The organism is Treponema parvum (assembly GCF_017893965.1).
Classification (GTDB): Bacteria; Spirochaetota; Spirochaetia; order Treponematales; family Treponemataceae; genus Treponema_D; species Treponema_D parvum.
Window position 1 is genome coordinate 1601811 of record NZ_CP054142.1, and the last position, 25882, is coordinate 1627692.

Annotated in this window: 18 protein-coding genes; 6 read left to right on the forward strand and 12 right to left on the reverse strand. The window is 45.5% G+C overall.

Translation table 11 applies throughout. From position 1 onward, the window contains the following. The first annotated feature begins 79 nt into the window (after window positions 1–79). From HRQ91_RS07120 to HRQ91_RS07130, 3 genes are all read left to right on the forward strand, one after another. Window positions 80–1012, forward strand: coding sequence for a hypothetical protein (locus HRQ91_RS07120; protein WP_210118910.1), 933 nt, complete (start codon window positions 80–82; stop codon window positions 1010–1012). A gap of 278 nt (window positions 1013–1290) precedes the next feature. Next, complete coding sequence (locus HRQ91_RS07125) at window positions 1291–3873, forward strand: penicillin-binding protein 1A (protein ID WP_210118911.1); 2583 nt, start codon at window positions 1291–1293, stop codon at window positions 3871–3873. A 26-nt stretch (window positions 3874–3899) separates the two neighbouring features. Continuing rightward, window positions 3900–4316, forward strand: coding sequence for a ParB N-terminal domain-containing protein (locus tag HRQ91_RS07130; RefSeq protein ID WP_210118912.1), 417 nt, complete (start codon window positions 3900–3902; stop codon window positions 4314–4316). 55 nt (window positions 4317–4371) lie between these two features. On the opposite strand, the gene tyrS is transcribed toward HRQ91_RS07130, so the two are convergent. The 7 genes from tyrS to HRQ91_RS07165 all read right to left on the reverse strand — a co-directional run bounded on the left by tyrS (window position 4372) and on the right by HRQ91_RS07165 (window position 12444). Next, the gene (gene tyrS, locus HRQ91_RS07135; RefSeq protein WP_210118913.1) at window positions 4372–5616 is read right to left on the reverse strand and encodes a tyrosine--tRNA ligase; all 1245 of its coding nucleotides are present in this window, start codon (window positions 5614–5616) and stop codon (window positions 4372–4374) included. A gap of 109 nt (window positions 5617–5725) precedes the next feature. Next, entirely contained in the window at window positions 5726–7144 is a 1419-nt protein-coding gene (locus HRQ91_RS07140; RefSeq protein ID WP_210118914.1) for a rhamnulokinase, read from the reverse strand. Window positions 7145–7148: 4 nt separating this feature from the next. Next, window positions 7149–8111 carry an ABC transporter permease gene (locus HRQ91_RS07145; protein ID WP_246473183.1) on the reverse strand — a complete coding sequence of 321 codons (963 nt, stop codon included), beginning with the start codon at window positions 8109–8111 and terminating at the stop codon, window positions 7149–7151. After that, window positions 8108–9124: an ABC transporter permease gene (locus HRQ91_RS07150; RefSeq protein WP_210118915.1), complete on the reverse strand. Its 1017-nt coding sequence runs from the start codon at window positions 9122–9124 to the stop codon at window positions 8108–8110. The genes HRQ91_RS07145 and HRQ91_RS07150 overlap by 4 nt, the downstream gene beginning before the upstream one ends. Further along, a complete protein-coding gene (locus tag HRQ91_RS07155; protein WP_210118916.1) occupies window positions 9121–10644 on the reverse strand; it encodes a sugar ABC transporter ATP-binding protein in 1524 nt (507 codons plus the stop codon). Before HRQ91_RS07155 ends, HRQ91_RS07150 begins: the two co-directional genes overlap by 4 nt. A gap of 93 nt (window positions 10645–10737) precedes the next feature. Next, window positions 10738–11733: an autoinducer 2 ABC transporter substrate-binding protein gene (locus tag HRQ91_RS07160; RefSeq protein WP_210118917.1), complete on the reverse strand. Its 996-nt coding sequence runs from the start codon at window positions 11731–11733 to the stop codon at window positions 10738–10740. A gap of 48 nt (window positions 11734–11781) precedes the next feature. Then, window positions 11782–12444 carry a class II aldolase/adducin family protein gene (locus HRQ91_RS07165; protein WP_210118918.1) on the reverse strand — a complete coding sequence of 221 codons (663 nt, stop codon included), beginning with the start codon at window positions 12442–12444 and terminating at the stop codon, window positions 11782–11784. Between the two features lie 243 nt (window positions 12445–12687). Here HRQ91_RS07165 and HRQ91_RS07170 point away from each other — a divergent pair, with 243 nt between their 5' ends. Further along, complete coding sequence (locus HRQ91_RS07170; RefSeq protein ID WP_210118919.1) at window positions 12688–13464, forward strand: DeoR/GlpR family DNA-binding transcription regulator; 777 nt, start codon at window positions 12688–12690, stop codon at window positions 13462–13464. Between the two features lie 180 nt (window positions 13465–13644). On the opposite strand, the gene HRQ91_RS07175 is transcribed toward HRQ91_RS07170, so the two are convergent. From HRQ91_RS07175 to HRQ91_RS07185, 3 genes are all read right to left on the reverse strand, one after another. After that, window positions 13645–15369 carry an ABC transporter ATP-binding protein gene (locus HRQ91_RS07175; protein WP_210118920.1) on the reverse strand — a complete coding sequence of 575 codons (1725 nt, stop codon included), beginning with the start codon at window positions 15367–15369 and terminating at the stop codon, window positions 13645–13647. Beyond that, window positions 15366–17174, reverse strand: coding sequence for an ABC transporter ATP-binding protein (locus HRQ91_RS07180; RefSeq protein ID WP_210120763.1), 1809 nt, complete (start codon window positions 17172–17174; stop codon window positions 15366–15368). Before HRQ91_RS07180 ends, HRQ91_RS07175 begins: the two co-directional genes overlap by 4 nt. 93 nt (window positions 17175–17267) lie before the next feature. Beyond that, window positions 17268–17837, reverse strand: coding sequence for a TetR/AcrR family transcriptional regulator (locus tag HRQ91_RS07185; RefSeq protein WP_210118921.1), 570 nt, complete (start codon window positions 17835–17837; stop codon window positions 17268–17270). A 538-nt stretch (window positions 17838–18375) separates the two neighbouring features. Between HRQ91_RS07185 and HRQ91_RS07190 the strand changes: the two genes are divergently transcribed. Together HRQ91_RS07190 and HRQ91_RS07195 are read left to right on the forward strand one after the other, a co-directional pair. Continuing rightward, a complete protein-coding gene (locus HRQ91_RS07190; protein WP_210118922.1) occupies window positions 18376–20412 on the forward strand; it encodes an NAD(+) synthase in 2037 nt (678 codons plus the stop codon). Between the two features lie 2 nt (window positions 20413–20414). Continuing rightward, window positions 20415–21389, forward strand: coding sequence for a 23S rRNA (adenine(2030)-N(6))-methyltransferase RlmJ (locus HRQ91_RS07195; protein WP_210118923.1), 975 nt, complete (start codon window positions 20415–20417; stop codon window positions 21387–21389). 26 nt (window positions 21390–21415) lie between these two features. On the opposite strand, the gene HRQ91_RS07200 is transcribed toward HRQ91_RS07195, so the two are convergent. Together HRQ91_RS07200 and HRQ91_RS07205 are read right to left on the reverse strand one after the other, a co-directional pair. Beyond that, window positions 21416–24595 (reverse strand): AAA family ATPase, encoded by a 3180-nt coding sequence (locus HRQ91_RS07200; RefSeq protein ID WP_210118924.1) that lies wholly within the window; start codon window positions 24593–24595, stop codon window positions 21416–21418. Further along, complete coding sequence (locus tag HRQ91_RS07205; RefSeq protein WP_210118925.1) at window positions 24592–25869, reverse strand: exonuclease SbcCD subunit D; 1278 nt, start codon at window positions 25867–25869, stop codon at window positions 24592–24594. Before HRQ91_RS07205 ends, HRQ91_RS07200 begins: the two co-directional genes overlap by 4 nt. Window positions 25870–25882: the final 13 nt, after the last annotated feature.

Sequence of the window (25882 nt, forward strand, 5' to 3'; positions counted from 1 at the left end):
TTTCCTTAAAAATATGAAAAAGCCTTTTTTTTCTAAAAAGTTTTTTATTCTCTGTTTCTTTTTTTTATCCTCGGGAATTATGCTTAAGGCGCAAATGTTCCGGGTGCATAAAACCGTCGTCACGGATCTAAGCGTAACGGGTAAAAATCCGTCCTTAAAGCTCGGAATAAACGACGCTCTGGCCGTTTTTTTTCCGAAAGACATGACATATTTACAGGGGCTTTACATAGACATAAAAATTCCTTCTATGGCGGCCGTATGGCAGGATTCAATGGCCTGGTCGTTGTTTGACAAATTAAGCCCCTCCCCTTCGGAAAACGGCATCGACTATTCGGGGAAATCGATAGCCTCGGGACTTTTGCCGCAAAGACTTTCGTGGTCGGTTTCAATCCCGCTTACGGAAAAGAACACAATAAAAGACAATCCCTATTCCGCTAAGATGGGTTTTATTCCCGACACAAAAAGCGGATTTATTTTTTTGCGCTTGCAGCAAGTTATGAAAGGCACTCCCGACGAATTCGACAACTTGATCTTTGAAATAACCGTAAAACCCATTCTTATCAATAAAGGAAAGCTTGAGCTGGAAATCGTTAATCCTAACGGAGGAAAAGAAATTTCCGCTTATTCCCTGTTCCTCGATGAAAAACCGTTTGAATTTACCATAGGGGAGAATTTTTTGGATCCGGGCAATCATACGCTTTCTTTGATTTCGGAATTCTACCGCAACGAAGTTAGGACAGTTCATGTTGAACAGGCAAAGACGACACAAATGCAGATTCGGCTGCGGAGCATTGAACCGACTGCGATTTTGAATGCGCCTGGCAATGCGGCCGTATTTTTTGACGGAGACAGAATGGAATCCGGCGTAAAAGAATTCGTTATTTCCGAAGGGGAACACACCGTTAATTTTGTTTTAGGAAATTATGAAGTTGTAAAAAAATTTACCGCAATAAAAGGGCAATCGTATTCCATTTCGCTCAATATCGAAGCCGTAATTTCAGAGGAAAACTGATATTTGTTTAAAGTTTTACAATCCTAAAGACGATAATTTAAATGCCGGAAACATTTCCCCTCCCACCCATGTTTCCGGTTGCCTGATGGGGCATTGGCCGGTTCACACCGGCCATTTTTTTTATGCGGCCATTTAGGATTGCACGCCAATGAAGCCTCTTGGAGCGATTCAATGCACAGCTTTTTAACCTTTTGTGCTCGCGCCCCTAAACGACGCATCTTTAACGCGGTTCAATGCGCTTAATTGACAAAGAGATATAATTTTCCTATTCTTTTATCATGGTAAAAATACGTAGGGTCGCCTTTGTTTTGGCTGCGCTTTTGCTTTTCAGCGCTATTTGCATAGGAGCTGCGCTCGGAGCCGGCATTGCGGCGACTTTAAATATAAAAAATAATGAAAATTTTACTGAATTTACAACCGCGCTGTCAACGAAACTTTTAGACATAAACGGAGAGCTTATAACCGAATTCGCTTCCGATGAAAAGCGTGAAATAATCAGCTTGCAGCGGCTCCCGCAGCATATGATAGACGCTTTGATCACAAGAGAAGATAAAATATTTTTTGAGCACCGAGGGTTCAGCGTAAAAGCCGTTTTGAGAGCCGTAGCCGGAAAGCTTACGGGTCGGTCCTTAGGGGGAGGTTCCACTCTTACGCAGCAGATCGCGGGTACTCTTTACTGCGACCGTACCGAAATATCGCTTATGAGAAAGATAAAAGAATTGTGGTGGGCGATTCAGATGGAAAGGCGATATTCAAAAAATGAAATACTTGAGCTGTATTTGAATCGCATATATTTCGGCGGAGGAACATACGGCGTCAATGCCGCTTCAAAATATTATTTCGGGCATGACGCGACTCAAATAACTCCTGCGGAAGCCGCAATACTTGTCATACAGCTGTCGAATCCCGCGTTTTACAATCCTTTCGATCATCCCAACAGGGCGATGAACCGCCAGCAGGACGTTCTTAACTCCATGGTGGAAGCGGGATATTTAACCCGCGCGGAAGCGGACGAATCTTTTAACAATTACTGGCTTGACTTTGACTATACGAGAACCAGCACGTCGGCCTATTTTATGAGGGACGATAAGGCTCCGTGGTTCAGCGAATACGTGAGACGCGAGCTCGGAAACATGATCTACGGCGCGGGAGACATCTACACAAGCGGTTTTACCGTAAATACGACGCTCGATCTAAGGCACCAAAGAGCGGCTCAGGAAATAATGGACGCATACATTGCCCGCGCAAACAGGCTTTATCAGCAGTCAAGCAGCGGCCGCATGTCGACTTCATTCAGTAAATATATCCCCATAACCGAACTTTTATCGCTTACGTTCGACTTACCGGCAATAAAGGTTTCGGAACAGAGGACGGAGGCGGTTTCACGTTCAAAGTACATAAATGAAATAAATCCCGTAATAGATGTTATGTCGCTCATGTTCGGAATGGAAGGCGTTAAAATCGGCATCGTAAACAGAACAAATTCACTGGCAAAACAGGCGGAGAAAAAGACGACAATAGAAGGAACGATGATCTCGATCGATAACGAAACGGGATACATAACAGCCCTCGTAGGCGGAAGTAAATTCGATCAGGAAAATCAGTTTATCCGCGCAGTGCAGGCAAGGCTCCAGCCCGGTTCGACGTTTAAGCCCTTGTATTATTCCGCCGCCATAGATTCCAAGAAATTTACCGCAGCGACGGAAATTTCCGACACTCCCGTCGTTTTTTATACCGCCGACGGAAAGCCTTACATTCCGCAAAACTTTAAAGGCGCATGGATGGGAAACGTGCAGCTCTGGTACGCCCTAGCCCATTCCATGAACGTTCCTTCTTTAAAAGTTCTTGACGGAATAGGTTTTGATGCGGCGATAAAACGTTCCGTCGCCCTCTTAGGCATTCCGAAGGAAGAATTGCCTTCCCGCGCATTTATACCCGGATATCCTTTAGGGCTTGGGGTTTGCGCCGTGCGGCCTATAGAAATGGCGCGCGCATTTGCGATTTTTGCAAACGGAGGAAGAGAAATTACTCCGATCGCAATACGCTCCGTCGAAGATAAAAACGGAAACGTGATCTTAAATCCGGAACGGGACATCCTTGAAAAACAAAAAAACAAAGGAGAAGCGGCCCAAATAATCTCCCCTCAAACGGCCTTTGTCATGACTAAACTTCTTGAAAACACCGTCGACTCCGGCACTCTCGCGTGGGGATTGAACCGCCAATCGACAAATTGGAAGGAACCTTCCGGATCGAAACTTTCCTATAAGGATGAAAAAGGAAAAACCTATAGAATCCCCGCAGCAGGTAAAACGGGAACAACGCAAAACTGGGCCGACGCATGGACGGTAGGATACACGCCTTATTATACTGCGGCCTTTTGGTTCGGATTCGACAAACCCGGTCAGTCATTGGGACTCAGTATCACTGGTTCAACCTTAGCCGGGGTGGCATGGGGCGACTATTTTGGGGCGATACATAACGGCCTTCCGTTTAAGGATTTTACAAAACCGCTTAACGGCGTAATCGAAGTGACGATCTGTTCCGAAAGCGGAGGACTCGTAACCCCCGAGTGCGGCAAAAACACTACAAGGCAGTGGTTTCTTGAAGGAACCCAGCCTACGCAATTATGCAGCGTACACGGCGGAAATTCCGACAGCAGATCGCTCGCCCTGTGGCGCATAAAACGGGAAATGTATCAGTCGGGAGCCAAACGCACGGAAATTTTAGACACAAGTCCTCTTAAAGTCGACTTGAGCTTTTTGGAAGGAAAAGGTTCCGTACGGGAAGAAGATGATGAAGACGAATTTGAAGACCGAGACGACTATAAAAAAGGCCCTGACTATAACTTTTTGCTGAATTAGGTGTTATAATGTAAGCAGGAGAAACAATGCTTGTCAATATAGATAGCATAAAGGTAAAAAAAAGAGTAAGAAAGGATCTCGGCGATCTTGAAAATTTAAAAGACAGCCTTCGCCGATACGGACTTTTGAACCCCATAACTCTCAATGAAAAGCGCGAGCTCATTGCCGGAGAGCGCCGCCTCGAAGCGGCAAAGGCTATCGGCTGGGCAAGCATAGACGCCGTAATTTTAGACGGCGTAGATCCTGTTTCCGAACTTGAAATTGAAATCGAAGAAAATAACCAGAGAAAAGAATTTTCGAACGCGGAACTGCTTGCAGGCTACAAAAGGCTCGAAAAACTTCGCAATCCGGGATTTTTTAAAAGAATATGGAATTTCATCATATCCGTAATCACTTCGATCATAAACGGAATAAAGAGAGTGTTTCCTAAGAGCATAAAATAAGCTTTAAAAATATCCTGCAAATTGATGTTTTCTGCAATGCCGCATTTTAAGGATTTTATTTTAACACTATTCTTACAAATTTCTTTTTTCCGGAACGAAGGATAAGGTCTCCGTTTTCATCGCGGTCGGCAATTGAAATCACGGCCTTTATATCGTCTACGGTTTTACCGTTTACGGCAGCCCCACCCTGCTGAACAAGACGGCGCACATCGCTCTTTGTAGAACCCATATTTGCCGCAAAAAACAGATCTATTACGCCCATTCCTTTTTCAAGTTCCGCCTTTGAAATTTCCGCCGACGGCATATGTTCCTTATCGCCTGCGCCGCCGAAAGCGGCTCTTGCGCCTGCAACGGCGTTGTCGGCTTCTTCTTTACCGTGAATGATATTAGTGACTTCATAGGCAAGACGTTCTTTAGCTTTATTGATATTTCCGCTGCACAAAGCGTCAATTTCAGCGACGGACAAAAAAGTAAATAAAAGCATAAATTTTCTTACGTCTTCGTCGGAAACATTGCGCCAATACTGGAAAAAGTCAAAAACACTTGTCATTTTTGAATCCAAAAAGACGGCGCCCTTTTCGGTTTTTCCCATCTTATTTCCGTCCGAACGCGTTACAAGAGGAAAGGTAAGGCCGAAAACTTCGTGTTCTTTGTTTAATTCTACCGTTCCGCCGAGCTTTCTGCGAATAAGATCCACCCCTGCAGTTATGTTTCCCCACTGGTCGTCGCCGCCGATTTGCAGCGTACAGTTGTGTCTTTGATGCAGCATAAGAAAATCATAACTCTGCAAAAGCTGATAGTTAAATTCGATAAACGAAAGCCCGCGCTCAAGGCGTTGTTTATACGCCTCAAAAGAAAGCATTTTGTTTACGCTAAAACACGAGCCTATATCGCGCAAAAAATCAATATAGTTAAGATCCGCAAGCCAATTTTTATTATTGTCGCTGAACGCCGTCTTACCGTCAAACCCGACAAATTTATTTAACTGAGCTTCAATGTGTTTTTCATTTTCTGCAAGCTGATCATACGAAATCATCTTACGCATTTCGGTTTTGCCGCTGGGATCTCCTATTCTCGCCGTTCCCCCGCCTATAAGCGCAATACCTATGTGCCCGGCGCTGCGCAAATGACGCAGCGCAAAAAACGGAACCATGTGTCCTATGTGAAGGCTCGGCCCCGTAGGATCACAGCCCACATAAAAGGTTACAGGACCCTTATTCATAGCAGCTGAAAGGCCGTCAATATCGGTACACTGGGAAAAAAATCCTCGTTCTTTTAAAATTTCAAGCGCCGCATTCATTTCGCAAACCTCAACAAAATCAGATTAACGGCAACATTTTAACAAATCATGACCGGAACTTCAAGGAGAGTGAGAATTTCGTCAGGGCTTATGCACTGCATACAGCAAATCAACAGCGAGGTACAAATCGCCCCAGCCGCACCGATTTGCGGATTATGGTTCGAATATCATGCAAAGACATATCAGGATGTTCATGGAGTATCTGGACGGCAATAATACCGAGGCTGGTGGCCTCCTCGGGGCCGCTGACAACGGTTTTCCCCGTCAAATCCGCAGTCATCTGATTCAGATGATCGTTTTTCGAACCTCCACCGATGATGTGGATTGTGTCAAACGTCTCTCCGATGATTGTCTGCAGGTCTTCGATAGCCCGCCGATAGCTTATCGCCAAGGATCGATAAGCTGAGGCAAGAACCAGACCGATATCCTGTAATCCGGTGAGTTTCGTGATCGCACGGATCATCGAATCGGGATGATACAAGAGATCCGAATTCGGATCAAAGGTAGGTATATCGTTTTTTCCTAATCCCGGCATCGACAAGGCAACCAATTCATCCCATCGATACGATCTACTATCCAGAGACTCCATCTCCCGTTTGATGTTTTGAAGAATATGCATTCCGCAAGAGTTCTTCAACAGTGTGATGGAATCGAAAACACCTCCTTCATTGGTGAAGCCCAACTCCATCACCGTGTCGTTAACAATCGGAGAGGAGGTCTCTGTTCCTATGAGAGACCATGTCCCCGAACTGATGAAAGCGAACCGTTCCTGTTCGGACGGCACGCAGACCACAGCGGCGGCAGTATCATGAGAAGGAACGGATACGGCATGCAGTTTCGGAATATGGTACATCTCAGCGAGACTTTGTTTCAGGGTTCCTCTGACGTTTCCATGCGGAATCATCGGAACAAAAAGGCTTTTGTCGAGTCCCGTAGCGGATAAGACGGCCTCCGATAAACGGCGAGTTCTCATATCCAGCAACTGAGTCGTACTGAAAATCGAAGTTTCGCTGTTCACTTCGCCGGTAAAAAGGTAGTTTAACAAATCGGGGATGAGCAGCAACACTTTCGCCTGTTCGTAGTATTCACCCAACGCCTCCCTGATCCCCAACAGCTGATACAAACTGTTCATAGGATGGTTCTGGATTCCCGTCGCACCGAACATCATGTCCAGGTCTCTTCGACTCAATCGAGACATTCCCAATGTGCCAAGCACATTCCTATAGCATAAGGGATTTCCCAATAGTTCGCGGGAACGCCCCAACAATCCGAAATCGATTCCCCAGGTAGATATGCCGAACGAGCGGATATCAGGGAATGCGGCGCAAGCAAGCTTCATTCCATTAAGCATTTCATGGAATATCGCAAGAATGTCCCAATGATCGTATTTGATACCCCTGTATTCACGATTGGGAACCTGACTGATAATCTCGAGGGCAATCCGATCCCCATCATATGTTCCGACAACAGTTCGGATAGAAGAATTACCGCAATCGAATCCTATATACCGTTCCGTAATTTTATTCATATTCCTACCCATTTCGCCTAGTATCAATCATATGGTTGATTATCATGACCACGATCATGACGAATCCCCAGAACGCTGTCGTCAGGAAAGCGCTGACCCGCATTAGATTGAACCCGCTGGAAAGAGCTTGCAGCGTGATCAACGCGATCACGACTCCTGAAACGCTGCCGAATCCCCCGTCGCTATCCACTCCACCGAGAACCGCGGCAAGAATCGTTACGAGCTGATACGAATTACCATAGCCCGCTTTTGCAGAATTGAATCTACTGATCATAACCATGGCGGCAAGTCCGGAACAAATACCCGAAACCAGATATGTCCTGATCAGTACCGCCGCATTATCGATCCCCGAATACTTTGTAGCCACCGCATTCGAACCTATCATGTACATGCAGAATCCCGTCCGGGTTTTCTTAAGAAACAGGGATATCGACAGTACGGTAATAACAAAGATCAGCAACGGGAACGGAATGCCGAGTATACTTCCGTTTCCGATGAACAAAACTGCAGGGGAAAAGCCCGAAATCACATATCCGCCCGTAATGACGATCGCTACCCCATTAAACAAAGACATGGTACCCAATGTAGCTAAAATCGGAGTAATCCCAACATAGGCGACTAATACTCCGTTAAGCAACCCGATCGCCGAAGCAACTGAGAAACAAGCGGCCATGGCGAGCAAAATCCCTGCCGCAGGAGAATGTTCCATCGCTTTCAGGATCAATGCAGCGGTAATCCCCGCCATGTTTGCGGTCGCAATGATCGAGAGGTTGATTCCGCCGGTAATCATAACCACCATCATGGCCAACGTCAGGATGCCGAGTTCAGGAAGCTGGAACGCCATTCCTATGAGATTCGTAGCTGTCAGAAAAGTTCGTGGATTCAACATAATCATTGAAAGGATCACGAGTATCATGATTCCTATCAATACGGTCGTCTCGTTTTTTTTAATCTTGCCTATAGTCATCGACTGACTCCTTCCTCTTCATTCTTGATATCGATAAAAGAGGAAACCTTGGTTTTCTTTGCTTTCCAGGAACCGGCGCCGACACTGACCAATATCACCAGTCCGACGAATACATCGTACCAAACAGCAGGAACCTTCATGAGCGTCAGACCATTTTGGACAATGGCAAGCAGCATCACCCCCAGAAACATTCCCGGTACGGATCCGACTCCTCCGGCAAGGCTCGCTCCGCCGAGAACGACCGCAGCAATGACATTCAACTCTTTTCCAACTATAGAATTAGGAGCGACTGTTTGCACAAGTAGCGCCTGAACGATACCGGCGACAGCCGCCATTGCTCCCATGAAGGCATAGACGAACACTCTGACTCCCCGAACGCGAATTCCGATCCGTTTTGCAGACACCACGTCACCGCCCACGGCATACAGGCATCGACCTAACCTTGTATACGCCAGAAACAGCGTTGTCAGGATCATCAATCCAAACCAAATGATCGTGACGATTGAAATTCCGTACGGGATACCGTCCGAATTATGCAATGTAAGAACTCGAATATCGGCAAACGTTCTGAAATATGGCGGAAGCGTGTATATCCATTTTCCTTTTGAGAATACGATCAGCAAGCCATAATACAGATTCATCGTAGCGATTGTAGTTATGATCGGTGGTATGGAGAATCGATCGATCAGGTAGCCGTTCAACGCCCCCAGCAGGATCCCTATCATGACTGCAAAGAAAAACGCAAACAGCATCGATCCGCCTATTTTCAGGCATACTAGCATTGTCACGTATTCCGCAATAGTCGCAGTAGCGGCAAATGAAATATCTATTCCTCCTGAGATGAGAACCAGAAGGACGCCAATCGCGAATATTCCGATAAATGCGTTACTCTTCAACAAATCGAACGCATTTTCCAAAGTCAGAAAGTTCGTATTGATACTGGTGATGACGATGCTGAACACAATGATCAGACCAAGCACATATGTTTCATACCGTTTCAACAGCTTTTTCATGCATCCACCTCTCTGACAGCATGGGAATCTATGAACGCCTGAATATCGCTCTCCGTTGCATTCTCGGAATCGAATTCACCGATTATCCTTCCCCTGTTCATGACAAGCACCCGATTGGAGTTGTATAGTACCTCCGCTATTTCATCGCTGATAATGATCACACCCATTCCCTCGGAAGCAAGTTTCTTGATGATTTCGTGGATGCCGGATTTCGCAGCGACGTCAATCCCTACCGTCGGATTGTCCAGAATGAACAGCTTGGGGTTTGTCGCAATCCATTTCGCCAGCACCACCCGCTGCTGGTTTCCTCCTGAAAGGGTTCTTGCGGCGAATGACGTACCGGGAATCTTGATGCGGAGTTCTTCGACATACCTATCCACCTGCTTATGGATCGAAAGACCATCAAGCAACCCCAAGTAAGTGAGATTCCGCTCAAGAACGGTCATGACAATATTTTTTTCTATAGATTGTTCGAGAACCAGTCCTTCCACGAGGCGATTTTCCGGCACATAGGCCACCCCTTGCCGCATGGCTTCGGTCACTGAACGCAAGTCGACTCGTTCCCCGCAGAGTCTGCATTCTCCCGACGATGGAGGATTCAAACCGAAAAGAGACAAAGCAAGTTCCGTTCTTCCGGATCCAAGCAAGCCGGTTAGACCGATAATCTCTCCGGGATATACAGTCAGATCGATATCCTTAAAATTGTCTTTCCTACATAATTTTTTACATTCCAGGATAGGAGTTCCCTCCTTCCGTCCTGTAAACCGATAGGGAACATACGACGTATTGGTTCCGGTCATATATCGTTCAAGGTTCTGTGCATCCAGTTCTGAGCAGGAAAAACACCCAACTTTTTTGCCATCTCGCAAAACTGTTACGCGATCGGCGACTTGGATGAGTTCATTCAGTTTATGGCTGATAAACAACGTAGCTACACCCGCTCCATTCAAATCACGAATCACCCTAAGAAGGGCATCGACTTCTTTTTTTGTCAACGCGGTCGTAGGCTCATCCATAATCAGCAACTTGACATCTTTGGTCAAAGCCCTGCTGATTGCAACAAGCTGCTGGTCAGCCATAGAGAGTTTTGCAACTTTCTTATCCAATGGAATGGATATTCCGATCTTTTCCATTGCTTTCAAGGCGATTTCCCGATGTTTTTTCCATGAAACAAACCTACTCGAATCAGACATCATGTCACTCATCGAGATATTCTCCTGGACGGAGAGATTGGGAAACAACGAAAGATCCTGATATATTACCTGTATCCCGTAACGGATGGCATCCATACGGGAAAGCCGATGACAATCATCTCCTGCGATACGAATCAACGTCTCCGGATTGGGATCAGGCTGTTCGACGCCACAGATGATCTTGATCAGCGTCGATTTTCCCGACCCATTGGTTCCTGCAAGACAATGTATCTCCCCTTGTCTGATACTGAAGTCTATATCCGTCAACGCTTGCACGCCTGCATATCTTTTGTTGATATGCCGCATGAATAGAAAGTCGCTTTCCATACCCCCACCAATTTTTTCGTGAGAATGATCCTATATGCTGAAACGGCTCCGGAATACCGCAAAAGCAATATTCCAGAGCCAAATCATACAGGTCTAGAATCCAAAACTATCAACGTTTTCCTTCGTGATATCCACTATGGCGTCGACCTTGATCACATCGCCGTCGATCACCACCTTCCCGATGCCTGGGATCTCTTTAAGTTCTGAGATCTTTCCACCGTCGAGCATGTATTTCGCAACCCAGTTCAAAGCATAGCCCGCATCTTTCGGATCCCACAAGATCCCTTTAGTCATAGACCCTTCCTTCAGATACGGCGCGCCATGTCCCGGTATGACGTTACCGACGACGGTAACCTTACCTGCCAAGCCTTTTTCCTTCAATGCTTGAGCCGCTCCCGGAGGCCCGAGGCTCCCGAATCCGACTATACCGTCGAGATCAGGGTAGGTCTTGAGCAATTCCAAGGTCTTCTGCTTCGATAATTCCTGATCTTCCCCACAAGGAATCCTTTCTGTCACTAATTTCAAACCGGGATACTTCGCCTTGGCATATTTGATTCCCTCATCCGCCCAGAGATTATGCAAAGGCACGGTCAAGCCTCCTACAAATATCGCATACTTTCCGGAAGTTCCCATACCTTCCACCAGCATATCCCAAGTTCGCCGAGCAAAGGCGACGTTATCTATCAGTTCGATATCGACATCCTTCCCGGCCTGGTCGGGAGATTCGTGGGTGAGAATCAAAATGCCGTGTTCCCTAGCCTTGTTGAATACCGGTTCGAGCGCCCTTGCATCATTCGGGGTAATACAGATTGCGTCTACGTCCTTGCTGATCAGGTCCTCGACCATCTTCACCTGCTGCGCAGGATCCGCATCGGAAGGCCCGATTTGATAGGCATTCAAGCCTAGATCTTTTTTGGCGGCTTTTACGCCTTCCTCCAGTCTGTTGAACCATGGAATTCCTGTGATCTTGACTACCGTCACCACTTCATACGTATCCGCAGAGTCCTTTTGCCCACTAGCGAATACGGACGGCGTTGCGATAAGCAGCAGCAAGATTGCAAAAACACCAATCCACGAGATTTTGCGCATACCATTCCTCCTTTTTTAATAACTTCGACCGACGGTCGAAACGCATACCTATTTTCCCTGTCCGTAGCTGTTTTTTACGAAATACTGCATCGCACGAATATCTTCTTCACTGATCAGATGAGGGGTCCCCAAAAGTTTCGCATAAATGAAAATCTGCGCGGATTTCTCTACTACATGGCAAACTTTCAGCGCAGACGGGATATCGGCTCCGACGCAGACAGTACCATGGTTTGGAATCAGAACGGCGTTTCTGTCTCCAAGACCTTCGACAACATTCTCCGCCAGTTCCAGTGTTCCCGGAAGCGAATACTTGCAGTTGATGATCTTATCTCCTACGATTTGAACAAAATCCTCGCTGATTCCCGGAATATCTTGCCCTGTCACACCGAAAACGCTTGAATATATCGGATGAGTGTGAATTACCGAATTCACATCCGGCCGAGCATTCATGATCGCAATATGCAAGTGATATTCTATCGATGGTTTTCGATGCCCCCAGACGATTTCCATTCTGCTGTTCATTACAACTACGTCATCTTCCTGGATTTCCGCATACGGCATCCCGCTAGGCTTGATGTAGATCAGACCGGTTTCAGTATCTCTGACACTGACATTCCCCCAAGTACCGACTGTCAGATGTAGTGCGACCATCTCGTTGCCGGCATCCACGATCTTCCGTCGATATTCCCTCTTTACAAGTCTTTCTTCCATATTGCCCTCACACGCGTATAATTCACATTAAAATGTTATATTTTTAATAACTATGTTAATAATATACCATGAATTTTCAGGTGTCAATTTATATTGTAATCCGATAATGCAATTGGTAATATATGAGTAATAATATATAGGTGAAGCGGTGTCTGTTTCGGTTTCAGTGAAACATCACAGGAAACGGCATCGGATCAAACCGATAAATTTTTAACATGTGCATCCACAGGAGAAATACATAGTATGACGAAAGAAGAAAGGATTGATCGGATGAGAACGTATGTCAAACTCCATAACTCGTCAACGATTCAAGAAATTGCCGACTATCTCGGAGTATCGCATATGACTGTCCGAAGGGATCTCGGCACGATTTCATCGTCAGACCATATGAAAGTCATCCACGGAGGAGTCCTCTATAAGGAAGATGATATCGAAACGCATGGCAGTCGCTATGATCTGGAACTCGCTAAAATCACCATGCGTGAAGAGAAACTGCGCATAGCACGAAAAGCCGTGTCATTGATAGAACAGGAAGACATCATCATAATAGATGCAGGATCTACGGGAGAATTCATTGCTTCACTGCTTCCCGAAGACGTTCCGCTTACCGTCATCTGTTACGCATTGAACATCGCCACGATCGTATCGACCAAAAAGAACTGCTCGCTCATTGTAACGGGAGGGTATTTTCATCAGAGCTCGAAAGTCCTTGAGAGCGTAGAGGGACTTGCGCTGTTCAAACAAAATCGCGCAAACAAGACATTCATCACCGCCAGCGGCGTAAACTATGAACTGGGAGTAACCTGTTCCAATTTTTTCGAGCGTACGACCAAACAGACTGCGCTTCAATCGGCAAGTACCAGGATACTTGTCGCCGATTCATCGAAATTCGGCGTAGTAAAATCCGGACATTATGCGGACATCACCGACTTCGACATCATCATCACCGACTCGAACATCAAGCAGGAAGAAGTCGCCCCTATCAGAAAGCTGGGCAACATCACGCTATATTGCGTCTAAAAAGACAGCGGCCAATTTATATTACAGAAGTCTTTCGCATTGCTTTTAAAAACCGCCGTTGCCGGAATTACGGGCTGCATTGGCCGCCCCCAAGCGAATATAAAAATGCAGGAAAAACATAACGCGTAAACTTTGGAGCCCTATCGAACATAAACAAATGAAAATCGAATGTAGCAAGGGTCATTTCATCAAACCGGTATGATGATTTATCCCTTGACTCCACAGCCGATAGTAACTGCCGTTTGTGTCGGCAAGCAGCGCATCGTGTGTACCCGCTTGTATGATCTCGCCGTTTTTAAATACCAATATCTGATCGGCGGAGCGTATCGTGCTTAAATGATGCGCAATAACGAGCACCGTTCTGTGTGCGGCAAGTTCGGAAATTGCTTCCTGTATCAACGCTTCGTTGACGGGATCGACATTGCTCGTCATTTCATCGAGGAGCAAAATGGGACTGTTCTTTAAAAAAGCGCGTGCGATGGAAATTCGCTGTTTTTGTCCGCCCGAAAGACCTGCGCCGTTTTCTCCGATACGCGTCAGATAGCCGTCACTCAGCGACATGATAAAATCGTGAATGCGCGCTTTTCTTGCCGCCGCAACAACCTCCGCTTCCGTTGCATCGGCCTTTCCGAGCCGGATATTTCCTTCGATAGTGTCCGCAAAAAGCTGTGTGTTTTGCATCACAATACTGACGGAAGAAAGCAGTTCGTCATAGCTCATATTGCGAATATCGGTATTTCCGATTTTGACGGTACCCGTAGCTGCATCCCAAAAACGAAGCAGCAGATTGGTTACCGTTGTTTTCCCCGAACCGGATTCTCCTACCAGCGCGGTGAGCGTATGTTCCGGCGTATGAAAAGAAATATCTTTCAGTGCAAAGCCGTCCGCTTCGTATGCAAAGCCGACCTTATCAAAGGTAACGGAAAATCCGTCCGGTTTTTCAGGCTCGACAATTTCGATTACCGCAGGCGCTTCCGTGATTTTTTTGATACGCCGAAAGCTGTCCGCCGCTTTTAAGTAATTCGCCCAGTGCATTTCCATTGCGACAAAAGGCTTATAAAATTCTCTGCTTAAAACGATAAAAATCAAATATTCCGCTATCGACAACGATTTGCATGCAACAAAGACAATGCCCGCCGAAGCCGTGAGCAAAAAAGCAAAATCGATAAAAAAGCCGTATACGGACAACACAGCCGCTTTATTCTTTGAAGCCCTTTTGCTGTGCGCGCCGAAGTCCTTCGTTGCCGCGGCAAGTCTTTCATCGAATTGCTTGCTTTCGGAAAAGGCTTTTAAAAGCGGAATACCCTTTACATATTCTACAAAGAGGCTCACCATATCGGCAAGGCTGTTGCCTGTTCTTTCTTCAAGCATATCGGCTTTTTTTAATGCATGCGAAAGAAACAAAAGCGCAAACGGAAGAATGCCGAGCATAATCAGCGTCATAGCCGCATTTACGGAAAAAAGAAAGACAAGCAAAAGCAACGACACAATAAAATCGGCGCACATCCGTGTCCATACATGCGCGACAATCATTTCCATATTGTCTACATCCCTATGGATAATCGTACCGATTTCTCCGAGCCGTTCGTTCGTGTAAAAACCGAGCGAAAACATTTTTAAGCGGTAAATGATTTTCGTCCTGATTTCGTACACAAGATCAAAGCCCGCAAAATGTTTTTGCATATCCGCAATCATATTGCTGCCTCCCTTAATGAAAAGACACAGCGTAAGCAGCGGCCAATAGCGGTACAATCTTGCATTTCCCGTAAAAATCGCTTCCATCGCACGCAGCGTTAAAAGCATCATCGCCGCCCCCGACAGCGCATACACGGTAAAACATACAATGCTGAACAAAAGTGAGCGCTTCCCCTTGCCGGTAAGCGTATTCCATATTTCTTTAATCATAGTGACACCTCTTCTTTTATATTCCAGTGATCCACCTTATTTTGATCGCTCACCATTTTTTGATAGAGCGCGCAGCGCCGCATCAATTCTCTGTGCGTTCCGCTGTCGATGACCGCGCCCGCGGCCATTACGATAATTTGATCCGCATTTTGAATCGTATTCAAATGATGTGCAATTGTAATGACGGTTTTATCGCGGCTTAATGTTTCAATCGCGTCCTGTATTGCCGCTTCATTTTCGGCATCAACGGCAGCTGTCGCTTCGTCCAAAATGATGATCGGTGCATCCTTCAAAATCATCCGGGCAATCGAAATGCGCTGTTTTTCTCCGCCGGAAAACTTTACGCCCGCTTCCCCTGCAGCCGTATCGTAGCCTTTCGGCAGTGACATGATAAAATCGTGAATGCGCGCTTTTTTTGCAGCTTCGATAATTTCATCTTTCGATGCGCCCGGTTTTCCGATGCGGATATTTTCTTCTATGCTCAAATTGAACAAAAACGTTTCTTGCTGCACGATAGAAAAAAGCGAATTGACCTGTTTGTCCGAAAGGCTTTGCATATCCGTCCCGCCGATTCGAATACTACCGCTGTCCGGCTGCCAAAAGCCCATCAAAAGATTTGCAAGCGTCGTTTTGCCGCAGCCCGAAGAACCTACCAGCGCATTTTTACTTCCTTTTTTAAACGTCAGACAGATGTGCTTTAAAGTTTTTTGTGTGCCCTTGTATGAAAAATCCACCGCATTTATTTCTATATCGCCGTTTGGCACACTTGCGTCGGAAACGGTATTCGACCCGGATGCTGCCGGATTTTTTTTCTCTGCTGCCGGAAACTTTGCGTGCGCATCCGATGCGGATTTTTTTTCGAGAGGAACGACATTGAGGATAGAGCCGATCCCCGCCATTGCTTGATTAAATACCACGCCGTAGTGCTGGAAGGTTGCCGTTTTTGCAACGGAAGAAGTAAAGGCTGCCCCCAAAATAACGCAGAGAATAAAACGCGCAGCAGACAGTGAACCTGAAGCCGACAGCCATATTCCGAAAATCATGACGAGGACAACGCCGGATTCCATAAAAAGATCTATCAACCCCATCGGTACGCTTATCCCCATCATCGATTTTTTTACCCAATACACATAGTCTTTCGCCGAGCGGATTGTTTTTTCGGTTTTGCGCTCCTCTTTGCCGAACGCCTTTATCACAGAAATATTCGCAACATATTCCATGAGGTTTTCCTGCATTTCCTTTGTGCTTTGCGCAAAAATTTTAAAGTTTTTTTTCCACTGCGGAGCGGACACGAGTTGCACAAATCCCATAAGAGGAATGCCCGCAATCATTAAAAGCGCAAGGCGCCATTCGATAAAAAGCATAACGGCAAAAATCAGTGCAGGCAGCAGCAGCGCCGCCATAATTTCCGGTAAGCCGTGCGCCAGATATACCTCCACCTGCTCTACATCGTGTTCAACGATATTTGTAAGGTCGCCGGTTTTGCGCTCCTGAAAAAATCCCAAGTGTAGCTTTTTCAAGTGCTCGATAATCCGCATCCGCAAATCCGTCAGCGCATTGTATGCGGCCTCGTGCGCCTTCCATACAGCAAGATACCCGCACGCAGCTTTTAAAACAAAACATGCCAGCATTGCACCCGCATCGAACGCAATAAGCCGAAGCGAAAGCCGTTCCGAAAACGCCGAAGCGATCAAATGAATAATCAGCGCCTGCGGAATAAGATCGAGCGCAATTTTAAAACAGAGCGCAATATTGGTAATCCTGTTTTTTGCTTTTACTTGACGGACAAGTTTTTTTTGCTCCAACATATTCATCCTCCAATTTCGGTCATTGTATTTTAAATACCGAATATATATTCAGTTTTAAACAAAATAAAAAATCGGTAAAAATACCGTTTTTCACAGCGAGTTTACCCCTTCATAATAGCATTGCGTTACGAGGCGCAGCAGTTCTTTTGCTTTTTCCTGCGTTTCGTAATGGCGCGCAACTTCCAAAAGGCTTTCGGTAAAATTGGACGCAAGAATATGAATGAGCATATTGTGATAAACACGCTTCGTTTTTTTGGAAAGCTCCCGTTTGATATGGGCGCCGAGGGAGGCAATCATTTCCTCTTTTGCGTTTTCGTATTTTGTCCCGCAGCTTTTATCCATCAAGATGACAAAAACCTTGTGGTGTTTCAACAGCTCCAGCAGATAGCCCTCGGCAATATTTTCATATCGTTCGGAGGGCAAACCCTTTGCCGCTTCTTCTTCCTTAATGATCCGCTGAAAATCGACCGGAACGGATGCGGCGATTTTTTCAAACAACTCTTTTTTATTTTTAAAATAAGTGTAAATAAGGCCCACAGGGATGTCCGCTTTTTCCGCAATGTCCTGCATTTTTGCGCTGCGGAAGTCTTTTTCGTAGAAAACTTCAATTCCGGCGTGAAAAATGCGGTTGTAGATTTCTTCTTTTAGAACTTGCGGCATTGCAGCAAACCTCTTTTAATTTTAATCTTTTTTGCCTTTCAAAATAGAATAAATATTCAGTATTAAATTATACCGTTTTACAAATACGGTCAATACCCTCTATCCGGTGCACTTTATAAACAACAAGCGCACCGGATACCGTAGTCTAGCGTTATTCGACGAATGCGGATTTTACCTCTTTTATCCATTCGTCGATTTTTTCCAAGGCTTTAGTGTCGCCCTTGTCCAAACAGAGACCGAGCATTTTTTGCCCTTTTTGCATGCGCGAAAAAGCAAAATTATACCCGCTTGAGTTCACGCTGCCGACAAAACGGGCGCCGGAAATGCGGCAAGGGTTGTCCGCGCGGCAAGGGTCATTCTGCAGGGAAAACCTTGCGCCTCAACCGCGGCGCCGGAACAAAAACTGCGGCAAACGGCAACTATGCGGCAGACTACAGAGACGTTATTGTGCGACGGAAGCCGGCTACCTAATGCTGCAGAAACAAGAAATATTTCAGTTCGTATTCTTAAATTATGATTTTTATGCTATATTGTTTTTATGAAATACGGATTTTTTCGCGTGTGCAGCGCAAGTCCAGATGTTACGGTGGCTCAATGTAAGGCTAACGCAGACTGTATTATAAAATGCATACACAAGGCCGCCGAAAGAGGCGCTCGACTTGTGGTCTTTCCGGAACTGTGTATCACATCTTACACATGCGCGGATCTTTTTTGGCAAAAGGCTTTACTTAATTCCGCGATGGAAGAACTTTTCCGTATAATAAAAAAAACGGAAAAAGACGGCTGCATTTCAGTGCTCGGTCTTCCCTTTGCAGAAAACGGATTTTTATACAACTGCGCGGCTGTCGTAAGCGGAGGAAAGCTTTTGGCTCTTGTTCCCAAAACATTCATACCCGGCGGCGGCGAATTTTATGAAGAGCGATATTTTTCTTCCGCCTTAAAAAATGCCGGCGAAACGTCGGTTTTTATAAATCTTGCAGAAATAGCGCAAAACGGAACTTCCGGATCGGATAAAAAAAACGAATCAGGTAAAACTTGTGAAATTCCTTTTACGACCGACATAATATTTAAAATTTCAGGGAACGACGACTTCGCTATGGCGGTGGAAATTTCCGAAGATCTCTGGGCTCTAACGCCGCCTTCTTCCCGTCACGCGCTTTTAGGAGCGAATGTAATCGCAAACCCTTCGGCAAAAAGCAAAATCATCGGCGGAAGCGAATACAAAAAACTCCTAGTGTCTTCCCATTCGGCACGAATCGCAGGCGCTTATGTGTATTCGGAAGCAGGACACGGAGAATCCACACAGGATGCGGTGTTCGGATCCGATAATATTATTTGCGAAAACGGCACAATATTATCCGAATCAAAAGCGTTTGAAAAAAACGATGAAAACGGCGCTCTGATCTTTGCGGACATAGATTTGGAAAGGCTTTCACAGGAAAGATCGAAGGCGTCGGCCTTCCTTCAGTGCGAAGAGGCGTCGAAATTTTTATCAAAAAGCAATTCATACAAGACCGTATGGATAAACCTGCCGACACCTTCAAAAAGCGACCTTAAACTTGAACGGAATATCGATCCTCATCCGTTTATTCCCGCGGACAAAGATGAAAGGGCGGCAAGATGTCGGGAAGTTACGGATATTCAAGCAGAGGGACTTGCAAAGCGAATCCGCCATACGAAAGCGGAACATGCCGTAATAGGACTTTCAGGCGGACTTGATTCTACCCTAGCCCTTCTTGTCACATGCAAATCGTTCGATATGTGCGGGATAGCCAGAAACAAAATAAAAGCTCTCACAATGCCGTGCTTCGGGACGACTGACAGAACTTACGAAAACGCCTGCGCTTTAGCAAAACAAACGGGAGCGGATCTAAAAACGATAGACATCAAAGACTCCGTCCTAAAGCATTTAAACGACATCGGCCACAGCGAAGACGAACACGATTCTACGTACGAAAACGCTCAAGCCCGCGAACGCACTCAGGTTCTCATGGATATTGCAAATATGACGGGAGGGCTTGTTATCGGAACGGGAGATCTGTCGGAACTCGCGTTGGGATGGGCAACCTACAACGGTGATCACATGTCCATGTACAACGTAAACGGTTCGATCCCGAAAACATTGGTACGTCACCTTGTAACATGGTTTGCCGAAGAAGCTCTAAAAAACAATGAAAAACGCACGGCGGAAGTGCTTAAAGATATTCTCGATACTCCAGTCAGCCCCGAACTTTTACCGCCTGAAAACGGAAATATCGCACAAAAAACCGAAGATCTTGTGGGTCCTTATGAGCTTCATGATTTTTTCATCTATTACATGCTGCGCTTCGGCTTTTCGCCCGCAAAAATCTTTTTTTTGGCAAAACAGGCGTTTTACGGAGTTTATGCCGATAAGCTTATTCTCAAATGGCTCAAGTTTTTTTACAAAAGATTTTTCAGCCAACAGTTTAAGCGCTCGTGTATGCCGGACGGCCCGAAAGTCGGAACCGTAGGGCTTTCACCGAGGGGCGACTTAAAAATGCCGAGCGACGCAAACGCACAGATATGGCTTGACGAGCTTGAAAAACTTAAATAATCATGCTCAGCTACAGACACGCCTTCCATGCGGGAAATCACGCAGACATACTTAAACACATCGCTCTAACGCTGGCGCTTGAAAAATTCAAATCAAAGGCTAAGCCATTTACCGTTTTTGACACTCATGCGGGCGCGGGGATATACGATCTTTGTGACGAAAGAGCTGTAAAAACGGGAGAAGCCGACAGCGGTATTAAAAAATTGCTTTCCCTGCCCTACTCGGAGCTTCCCGGCGAAATGCATACTTACGTTGACATATGCAGGGCATACGCCAAAAGGGGGCTTTATCCCGGGTCACCCGAAATAGAGAAGTGTTTTATGACGCAAAACGACGCCCTTATTTTGACGGAACTTCACAATACGGAAATAGACATTCTTAAACAAAATATGAAAAAAGAACCTCTGCTTCAAATCCGGCCTAAGGACGAAAACGAGGGCGACGTAGACGACAGCCGAAGCGGCGCAACGGAGAAACTAAGACCGGTAAGACCTCATATACACCACAGATCAGGATACGAAGCGCTTAAAGCGCTTTCTCCGCCTAATATAAGGCGCGGATTTGCAGTGATCGATCCGAGCTATGAAGTGCAAAGCGACTTCAGCGACACGGCACAATGCATTGCCGAAGTTCATAAAAAATGGAGCGGCGGAACGATCATGCTGTGGTATCCTCTTTTAACGCACAAAATGCAGGCCGTTTCGGATATGAAACGCATTATTACGGCGGCGGCACAGTCCGGCAATAATACAAGCGCAACGCTTGACGTCCAATTTATTACGGATACGTCGAAAGAACGTTACGGCACGGCTGCCGCAGCACAGGCAACCGTTTCACGCCTATACGGGAGCGGCCTTTTTTTTATAAATCCGCCGTACATGCTGGACGCTCAGCTGGAAACGATTCTTCCGTTTTTGGTAAAAGAATTTTCCGCCGAAGGAAACGGAGAGGGTTCGTTCACGATAAAGAAAACATGATTGTCCGCGGCGAACACGGTACTGTTTTAAAAAGGATGAGCGCTTTTAATATGAGAGCCGTCTGCAGTTTTTACAACTTCAAGGTGAGACGGAATTGCCTGCAAAAGAGACTCCACATGAGAGACGATGCCTACCATGCGTGACTCCCCGATATTTTGAAGGATTGAAACGGCCATATCGAGCGATTCTCCGTCAAGAGAGCCGAATCCTTCGTCTATAAAAAGAGAATCTAACCGAATTCCTCCGCTTTGCTCCTGAACGACGTCTGTCAAAGCGAGAGCGAGACTGATGGAAGCCATAAATGTTTCTCCGCCGCTTAAAGTGGCGGTGTCCCGATCGCGCCCGGTAAAGCTGTCGAAAACCGCTAAATCCAAGCCTTTAAAAGCATTTCCCCCAGAAGATTCTTGTATCTTAAAACGATACCGTCCGCCTGAAATACGCTCGAAACGAGGATTTGCGTTATGCACTACTTCAGCGAAATACATTCCCAACACCCACGCATCGAACGGAATTTTTTTTATGTTTGAACCGTGTCCTTCAAGATCGTCCGAGAGCCTTATGTAATGAGCGCCTTCCTGCAATAGCTTTACGCGCTCTTCTTCCAAATCGACGGATTTTTTTATTACCGATTCAAGATTGGTTTTTTGCTCCGTCTTTTTACGAATGTCGTCGTCAAACGCGTTATAAGAATTTCGAAGATCGTCCAGATCTTTTTTAGCCGCATCCAAACTCTTTTTCAATTCTTCAGGATCCGGAGCGTTTTTAAGATCTTCGAGCCGAACTTCTGCGCTGTGCATGTCGGTTTTCCACCGATCGACTTCCTTTTGAATTTCTTCTTTTTGCGGTAAAGGCAAAATAAAAGAGACGACATGTTCCGCAGAATCGAAATCCGATTTTAAGATATTTTCATTTTGGGCGAGGAAAGCTTCGTCGTATTCTTTTTTAGCCTGACACACGACCTTTTTCAATTCTTCAAAAGACGTCTTTGCAGAAGCAAAATTCTCCAAGGCATTGCTGAAATTTTCTTCAAAAGAGCTCACAATTTTTTCATCGTTTATAAGTTTCTCTTCAATGTTTTTTATGCTTAATTTAAGATCTTCGGATTCAAGAAGAAGCGCAGTCTCGTCCTTTTCGCCCCTAAAGCCGGATTTTCCTTCCGCACCTTCGGAAATGTTTTTATCTGCCGAAATCTGTCTTTCCAGCGCCGAAACTTCTCCGTCAAATAAGGCAAACGTTTTTGAAAACTCTGCGGCGGAAGCCTTTAATTCATCGAGCTGTTTTTTGTTCCGCCTTATATCGGAACATATCGCCGAAGCCTTTTCATAAAAAGCGATCATATCCGAAGATTTTTTATTTGCAGCTTCAAAAGCGGCCAGAGCCTCATCGTAAGAGGGAATATTCTCATAGTCAGGCTGCAATTCTTTACGCGATTGCTCATACTGTTCGGTAAGAGCTTTCAAAAGAACCTTCAGCGATGAAGATTTTTTTTCAAGCTCAAGATTTTCAATTTCGATCTTTTCAATGAATTTTTTCTGCGATAAAATTTTTTCGGCTATGTCAAGAGATTCAGGCAGAACTACGGCAGGCTTAGGATGTTCAATCGAACCGCAAACGGGGCAAGGTTTTCCTGCTTCCAAAAACGGAACAAGGGCGAGGGCGTAATTATTTTTTTCCTGAATTTCTTTTTGGGCAACAAAATCGTCCATGCACTTTTTTGCGTTTTCCAAAAGTCGCTTATTTTCCGAAACGGATTTTTGATTTTGCTCCGTATCGGTTTTCGCGTCATCTATCTTTTTTTGTATTTGGGCAAGATCTTTTACGGCTTCCAAAGTTTTACCGGCGGCGGCGCTTTCGGATTTTGCAGTTTCCGCCGCATGAAAAAACTGCATAACGACCTCGTCGGCATCGAATTTTATAGGATTTTCGGATACCGAGTTTTCAGGCGAAACAGGCCCCAGCCCGCTGTCGCCGAAAGCAAAAATCAAGTCTGATTCCAGCCGCCTTATGTCGTCTTTTTTGTTCAAAACGGAATTTTCCGAACTTTCTTTTTCGGCCAAGGCCTCGTTGCGTCTTTTTTTCGCCGCAGCAAGATTTAAAATAATTTCCATGCGGTCTTCAAATTCTTTTTTTCTTTTTCCGCCGCTTTCCATATCTTTTTTTAGAGCGGCAATATCGTTTTTTTCAGCTTCCAAAGCTTCATAATTTTTCTTTTCGGCTTCAAGACGTTTTTCAGCCTTATAAAAATTATTTTCAGAAGCGCTCTTTTTTTCTTCCGCAGACCTTGTTCGGTCTATAAAAACGAAAAGTTTTTCAGCCTTATCGCTTGATCTGAGTCTTTTTTCAAATTCTTTGATGCGATCCTTTTTAGCTTCAAGATTTAAAAATTCTTCTTTCAGCTTTGCGGCGTTTTCGGATATTTCAAGCTTTTGACGCAGGTTTTCCGTTTCAGCGCTCTTTTTTTCGATGCGTGAAAAAATTTCACTTCTTTCCTTTTCAAGAATTTCAATTTCGCCGGAAAGTTCCGAAAATTCGGCGGCGGCCTTTTCCGCGTCTAAGGTTTTATACAGTTCGGCAGACTGCATTTCCAAGTATTTTTGCTTTTCGCGAAACACTGCCGCCTTTTCCTTGGCCATTTCCATAATTTTTATATAAGAATCTATGGGAAACAATCTTGAAAGGGTTTCTCGGCGATTATTCGAACCTTCTTTTAAAAATTGAGCGAATGCGCCCTGCGGCAGGAGCACTATCCGCGTAAATTCGTTTATGGAAAGTCCTATAAGCGATTCGATTTTTTTATTTAACTCCGACAAAAGACCTTCAACCCTCTCGAATTCCTGTCCCGTCTTACCCGAAGAGCCTATGTCCCTCGCCTTTTCAAAAACAAGCTCGACCGCAGATCTCTTTCCGCCTGAATTTACGGCGGGAAGCGAGCGGGTTATTCTGTATTTACAGTTATAAAGTTCAAAAACAAATTGCACAAAAGATTTTTCATCGGGTTTTGCAAAATCGGAAACAAAATTCGCCGCCATTTTTTTTCTTGAACCGCACAGGTCGCCGTAAAGCGCATAAGTTATCGCATCAAAAATAGTGGTTTTACCGGAGCCGGTCTTTCCGTAGACTAAAAACATGTCGTCCAGAGCGGCAAAATCGATTTTTTCGTCGCAAAACGGTCCGACGTTGACCAGATGCAGATACAGCGGTCTCATTTTTCAGACTCCTTTGAAAGCGCGATAAACAGTTCCCTTTCTTTTTTATAAAGCGAAGGATCTTCCTGATCGACATTTGAAGTTTCTTTCATAAACAAGTCGAAGACATCGCCTTCGTCTTTTTTGCCGTTTGAAAGAATCGCCTTACGCGCTTCGATCGTGTTTTGAATTTCATCCGAAATTTCCGACGCTCTTGTAAACGACAGAAGATAAGGATATCCGGCGCGCAAAAGCTGTATAGCGTTTTCATGCGGAAGTTTGTCGGTACATTGAATTTCAACATACGATTCTTTAAGTTTTTTGTCTTTGACGCCTGAAACGACTTGTTTGTAAAATTCTTCAAACGTTCCTGTGAGGCGTACAACGGGGTGTAATGGGTTTATCTTTATTTTTTCGACTTTGACATTCGGAGTATTCGTTAAAGGATCGCCCTTATCCGTGCGAGGCGGCAAAACGGTAACGCTAAGCATACATTTTTCCGGGTTTTCTGAAAAGGAATACGCGAGAGGAGAACCCGAATACCAGACATCGTTATTGCCCAAACGCTGAACCGTGTGAATGTGGCCTAACGCCGTATATGTCACACCGTTAAAAACACGGATGTCCACCTGCTCCGCAGCGCCCACCCACGACCTCTCGGATTCCGATACCGAAGCTCCCGTAGCAAACATATGGGCGCACACGACGCTCGGCATCAAAGGATGGTTTTTTAAGTGACTTTTACGGATAAGGTCGAACGCTTGGGCGGCAAGCTGTTGCTGTGAGCGCAGGATTTTTTCTTCATCCGCGCCAAACGCGTCCGGCAAAACATCAGGTCTATCGGCGGAATGGGCGGCGGCCGCTATTGCCCCCGGCGTTAAAAACGGTATCTGATACACGGCCGCCGCTTCCTCCCCCTTCCCAACTATAACAGGTTCATCCAAATGTTTCGTATCCGTACAGATATGAACGTTACTCTTTCCTAAAAGCTCAGAAGCGAAAGAAAGGCGCGACGCGCTGTCGTGATTTCCGGCCAGAAAAAACATTTCCAAATCAGGAAATTTTTCATGCGTCTTAGACAAAAAAGAACTTAAAAGCGTCACCGATTCAACTGGAGGGACAGCCCTGTCGTAAATGTCGCCGGGAACGACGAGGGCGTCATAGGGTTTAAGCTCTTTTTCGGCTTTTTCAAGTTCGCCGAATATCTGCTCTAAAAAAAACGCCTGGTCTTCCGTCAGGGATTGCCCGTAAAAAACCTTTCCCAAATGCCAGTCGCCCGTCTGCAAAAATTTCATGCGAAAATTATAA

Excerpts from the sequence above, each read along its gene's own strand:
- HRQ91_RS07145 (WP_246473183.1), bottom strand. The coding sequence starts at position 8,111 with ATGACTATAGGCAAGATTAAAAAAAACGAGACGACCGTATTGATAGGA.
- HRQ91_RS07140 (WP_210118914.1), bottom strand. The coding sequence starts at position 7,144 with ATGAATAAAATTACGGAACGGTATATAGGATTCGATTGCGGTAATTCT.
- HRQ91_RS07205 (WP_210118925.1), bottom strand. The coding sequence starts at position 25,869 with ATGAAATTTTTGCAGACGGGCGACTGGCATTTGGGAAAGGTTTTTTAC.
- HRQ91_RS07150 (WP_210118915.1), bottom strand. The coding sequence starts at position 9,124 with ATGAAAAAGCTGTTGAAACGGTATGAAACATATGTGCTTGGTCTGATC.
- HRQ91_RS07175 (WP_210118920.1), bottom strand. The coding sequence starts at position 15,369 with ATGATTAAAGAAATATGGAATACGCTTACCGGCAAGGGGAAGCGCTCA.
- HRQ91_RS07195 (WP_210118923.1), top strand. The coding sequence starts at position 20,415 with ATGCTCAGCTACAGACACGCCTTCCATGCGGGAAATCACGCAGACATA.
- HRQ91_RS07200 (WP_210118924.1), bottom strand. The coding sequence starts at position 24,595 with ATGAGACCGCTGTATCTGCATCTGGTCAACGTCGGACCGTTTTGCGAC.
- HRQ91_RS07125 (WP_210118911.1), top strand. The coding sequence starts at position 1,291 with ATGGTAAAAATACGTAGGGTCGCCTTTGTTTTGGCTGCGCTTTTGCTT.
- HRQ91_RS07190 (WP_210118922.1), top strand. The coding sequence starts at position 18,376 with ATGAAATACGGATTTTTTCGCGTGTGCAGCGCAAGTCCAGATGTTACG.
- HRQ91_RS07185 (WP_210118921.1), bottom strand. The coding sequence starts at position 17,837 with ATGCCGCAAGTTCTAAAAGAAGAAATCTACAACCGCATTTTTCACGCC.
- HRQ91_RS07120 (WP_210118910.1), top strand. The coding sequence starts at position 80 with ATGCTTAAGGCGCAAATGTTCCGGGTGCATAAAACCGTCGTCACGGAT.
- HRQ91_RS07170 (WP_210118919.1), top strand. The coding sequence starts at position 12,688 with ATGACGAAAGAAGAAAGGATTGATCGGATGAGAACGTATGTCAAACTC.
- HRQ91_RS07165 (WP_210118918.1), bottom strand. The coding sequence starts at position 12,444 with ATGGAAGAAAGACTTGTAAAGAGGGAATATCGACGGAAGATCGTGGAT.
- HRQ91_RS07130 (WP_210118912.1), top strand. The coding sequence starts at position 3,900 with ATGCTTGTCAATATAGATAGCATAAAGGTAAAAAAAAGAGTAAGAAAG.
- HRQ91_RS07155 (WP_210118916.1), bottom strand. The coding sequence starts at position 10,644 with ATGGAAAGCGACTTTCTATTCATGCGGCATATCAACAAAAGATATGCA.
- tyrS (WP_210118913.1), bottom strand. The coding sequence starts at position 5,616 with ATGAATGCGGCGCTTGAAATTTTAAAAGAACGAGGATTTTTTTCCCAG.
- HRQ91_RS07160 (WP_210118917.1), bottom strand. The coding sequence starts at position 11,733 with ATGCGCAAAATCTCGTGGATTGGTGTTTTTGCAATCTTGCTGCTGCTT.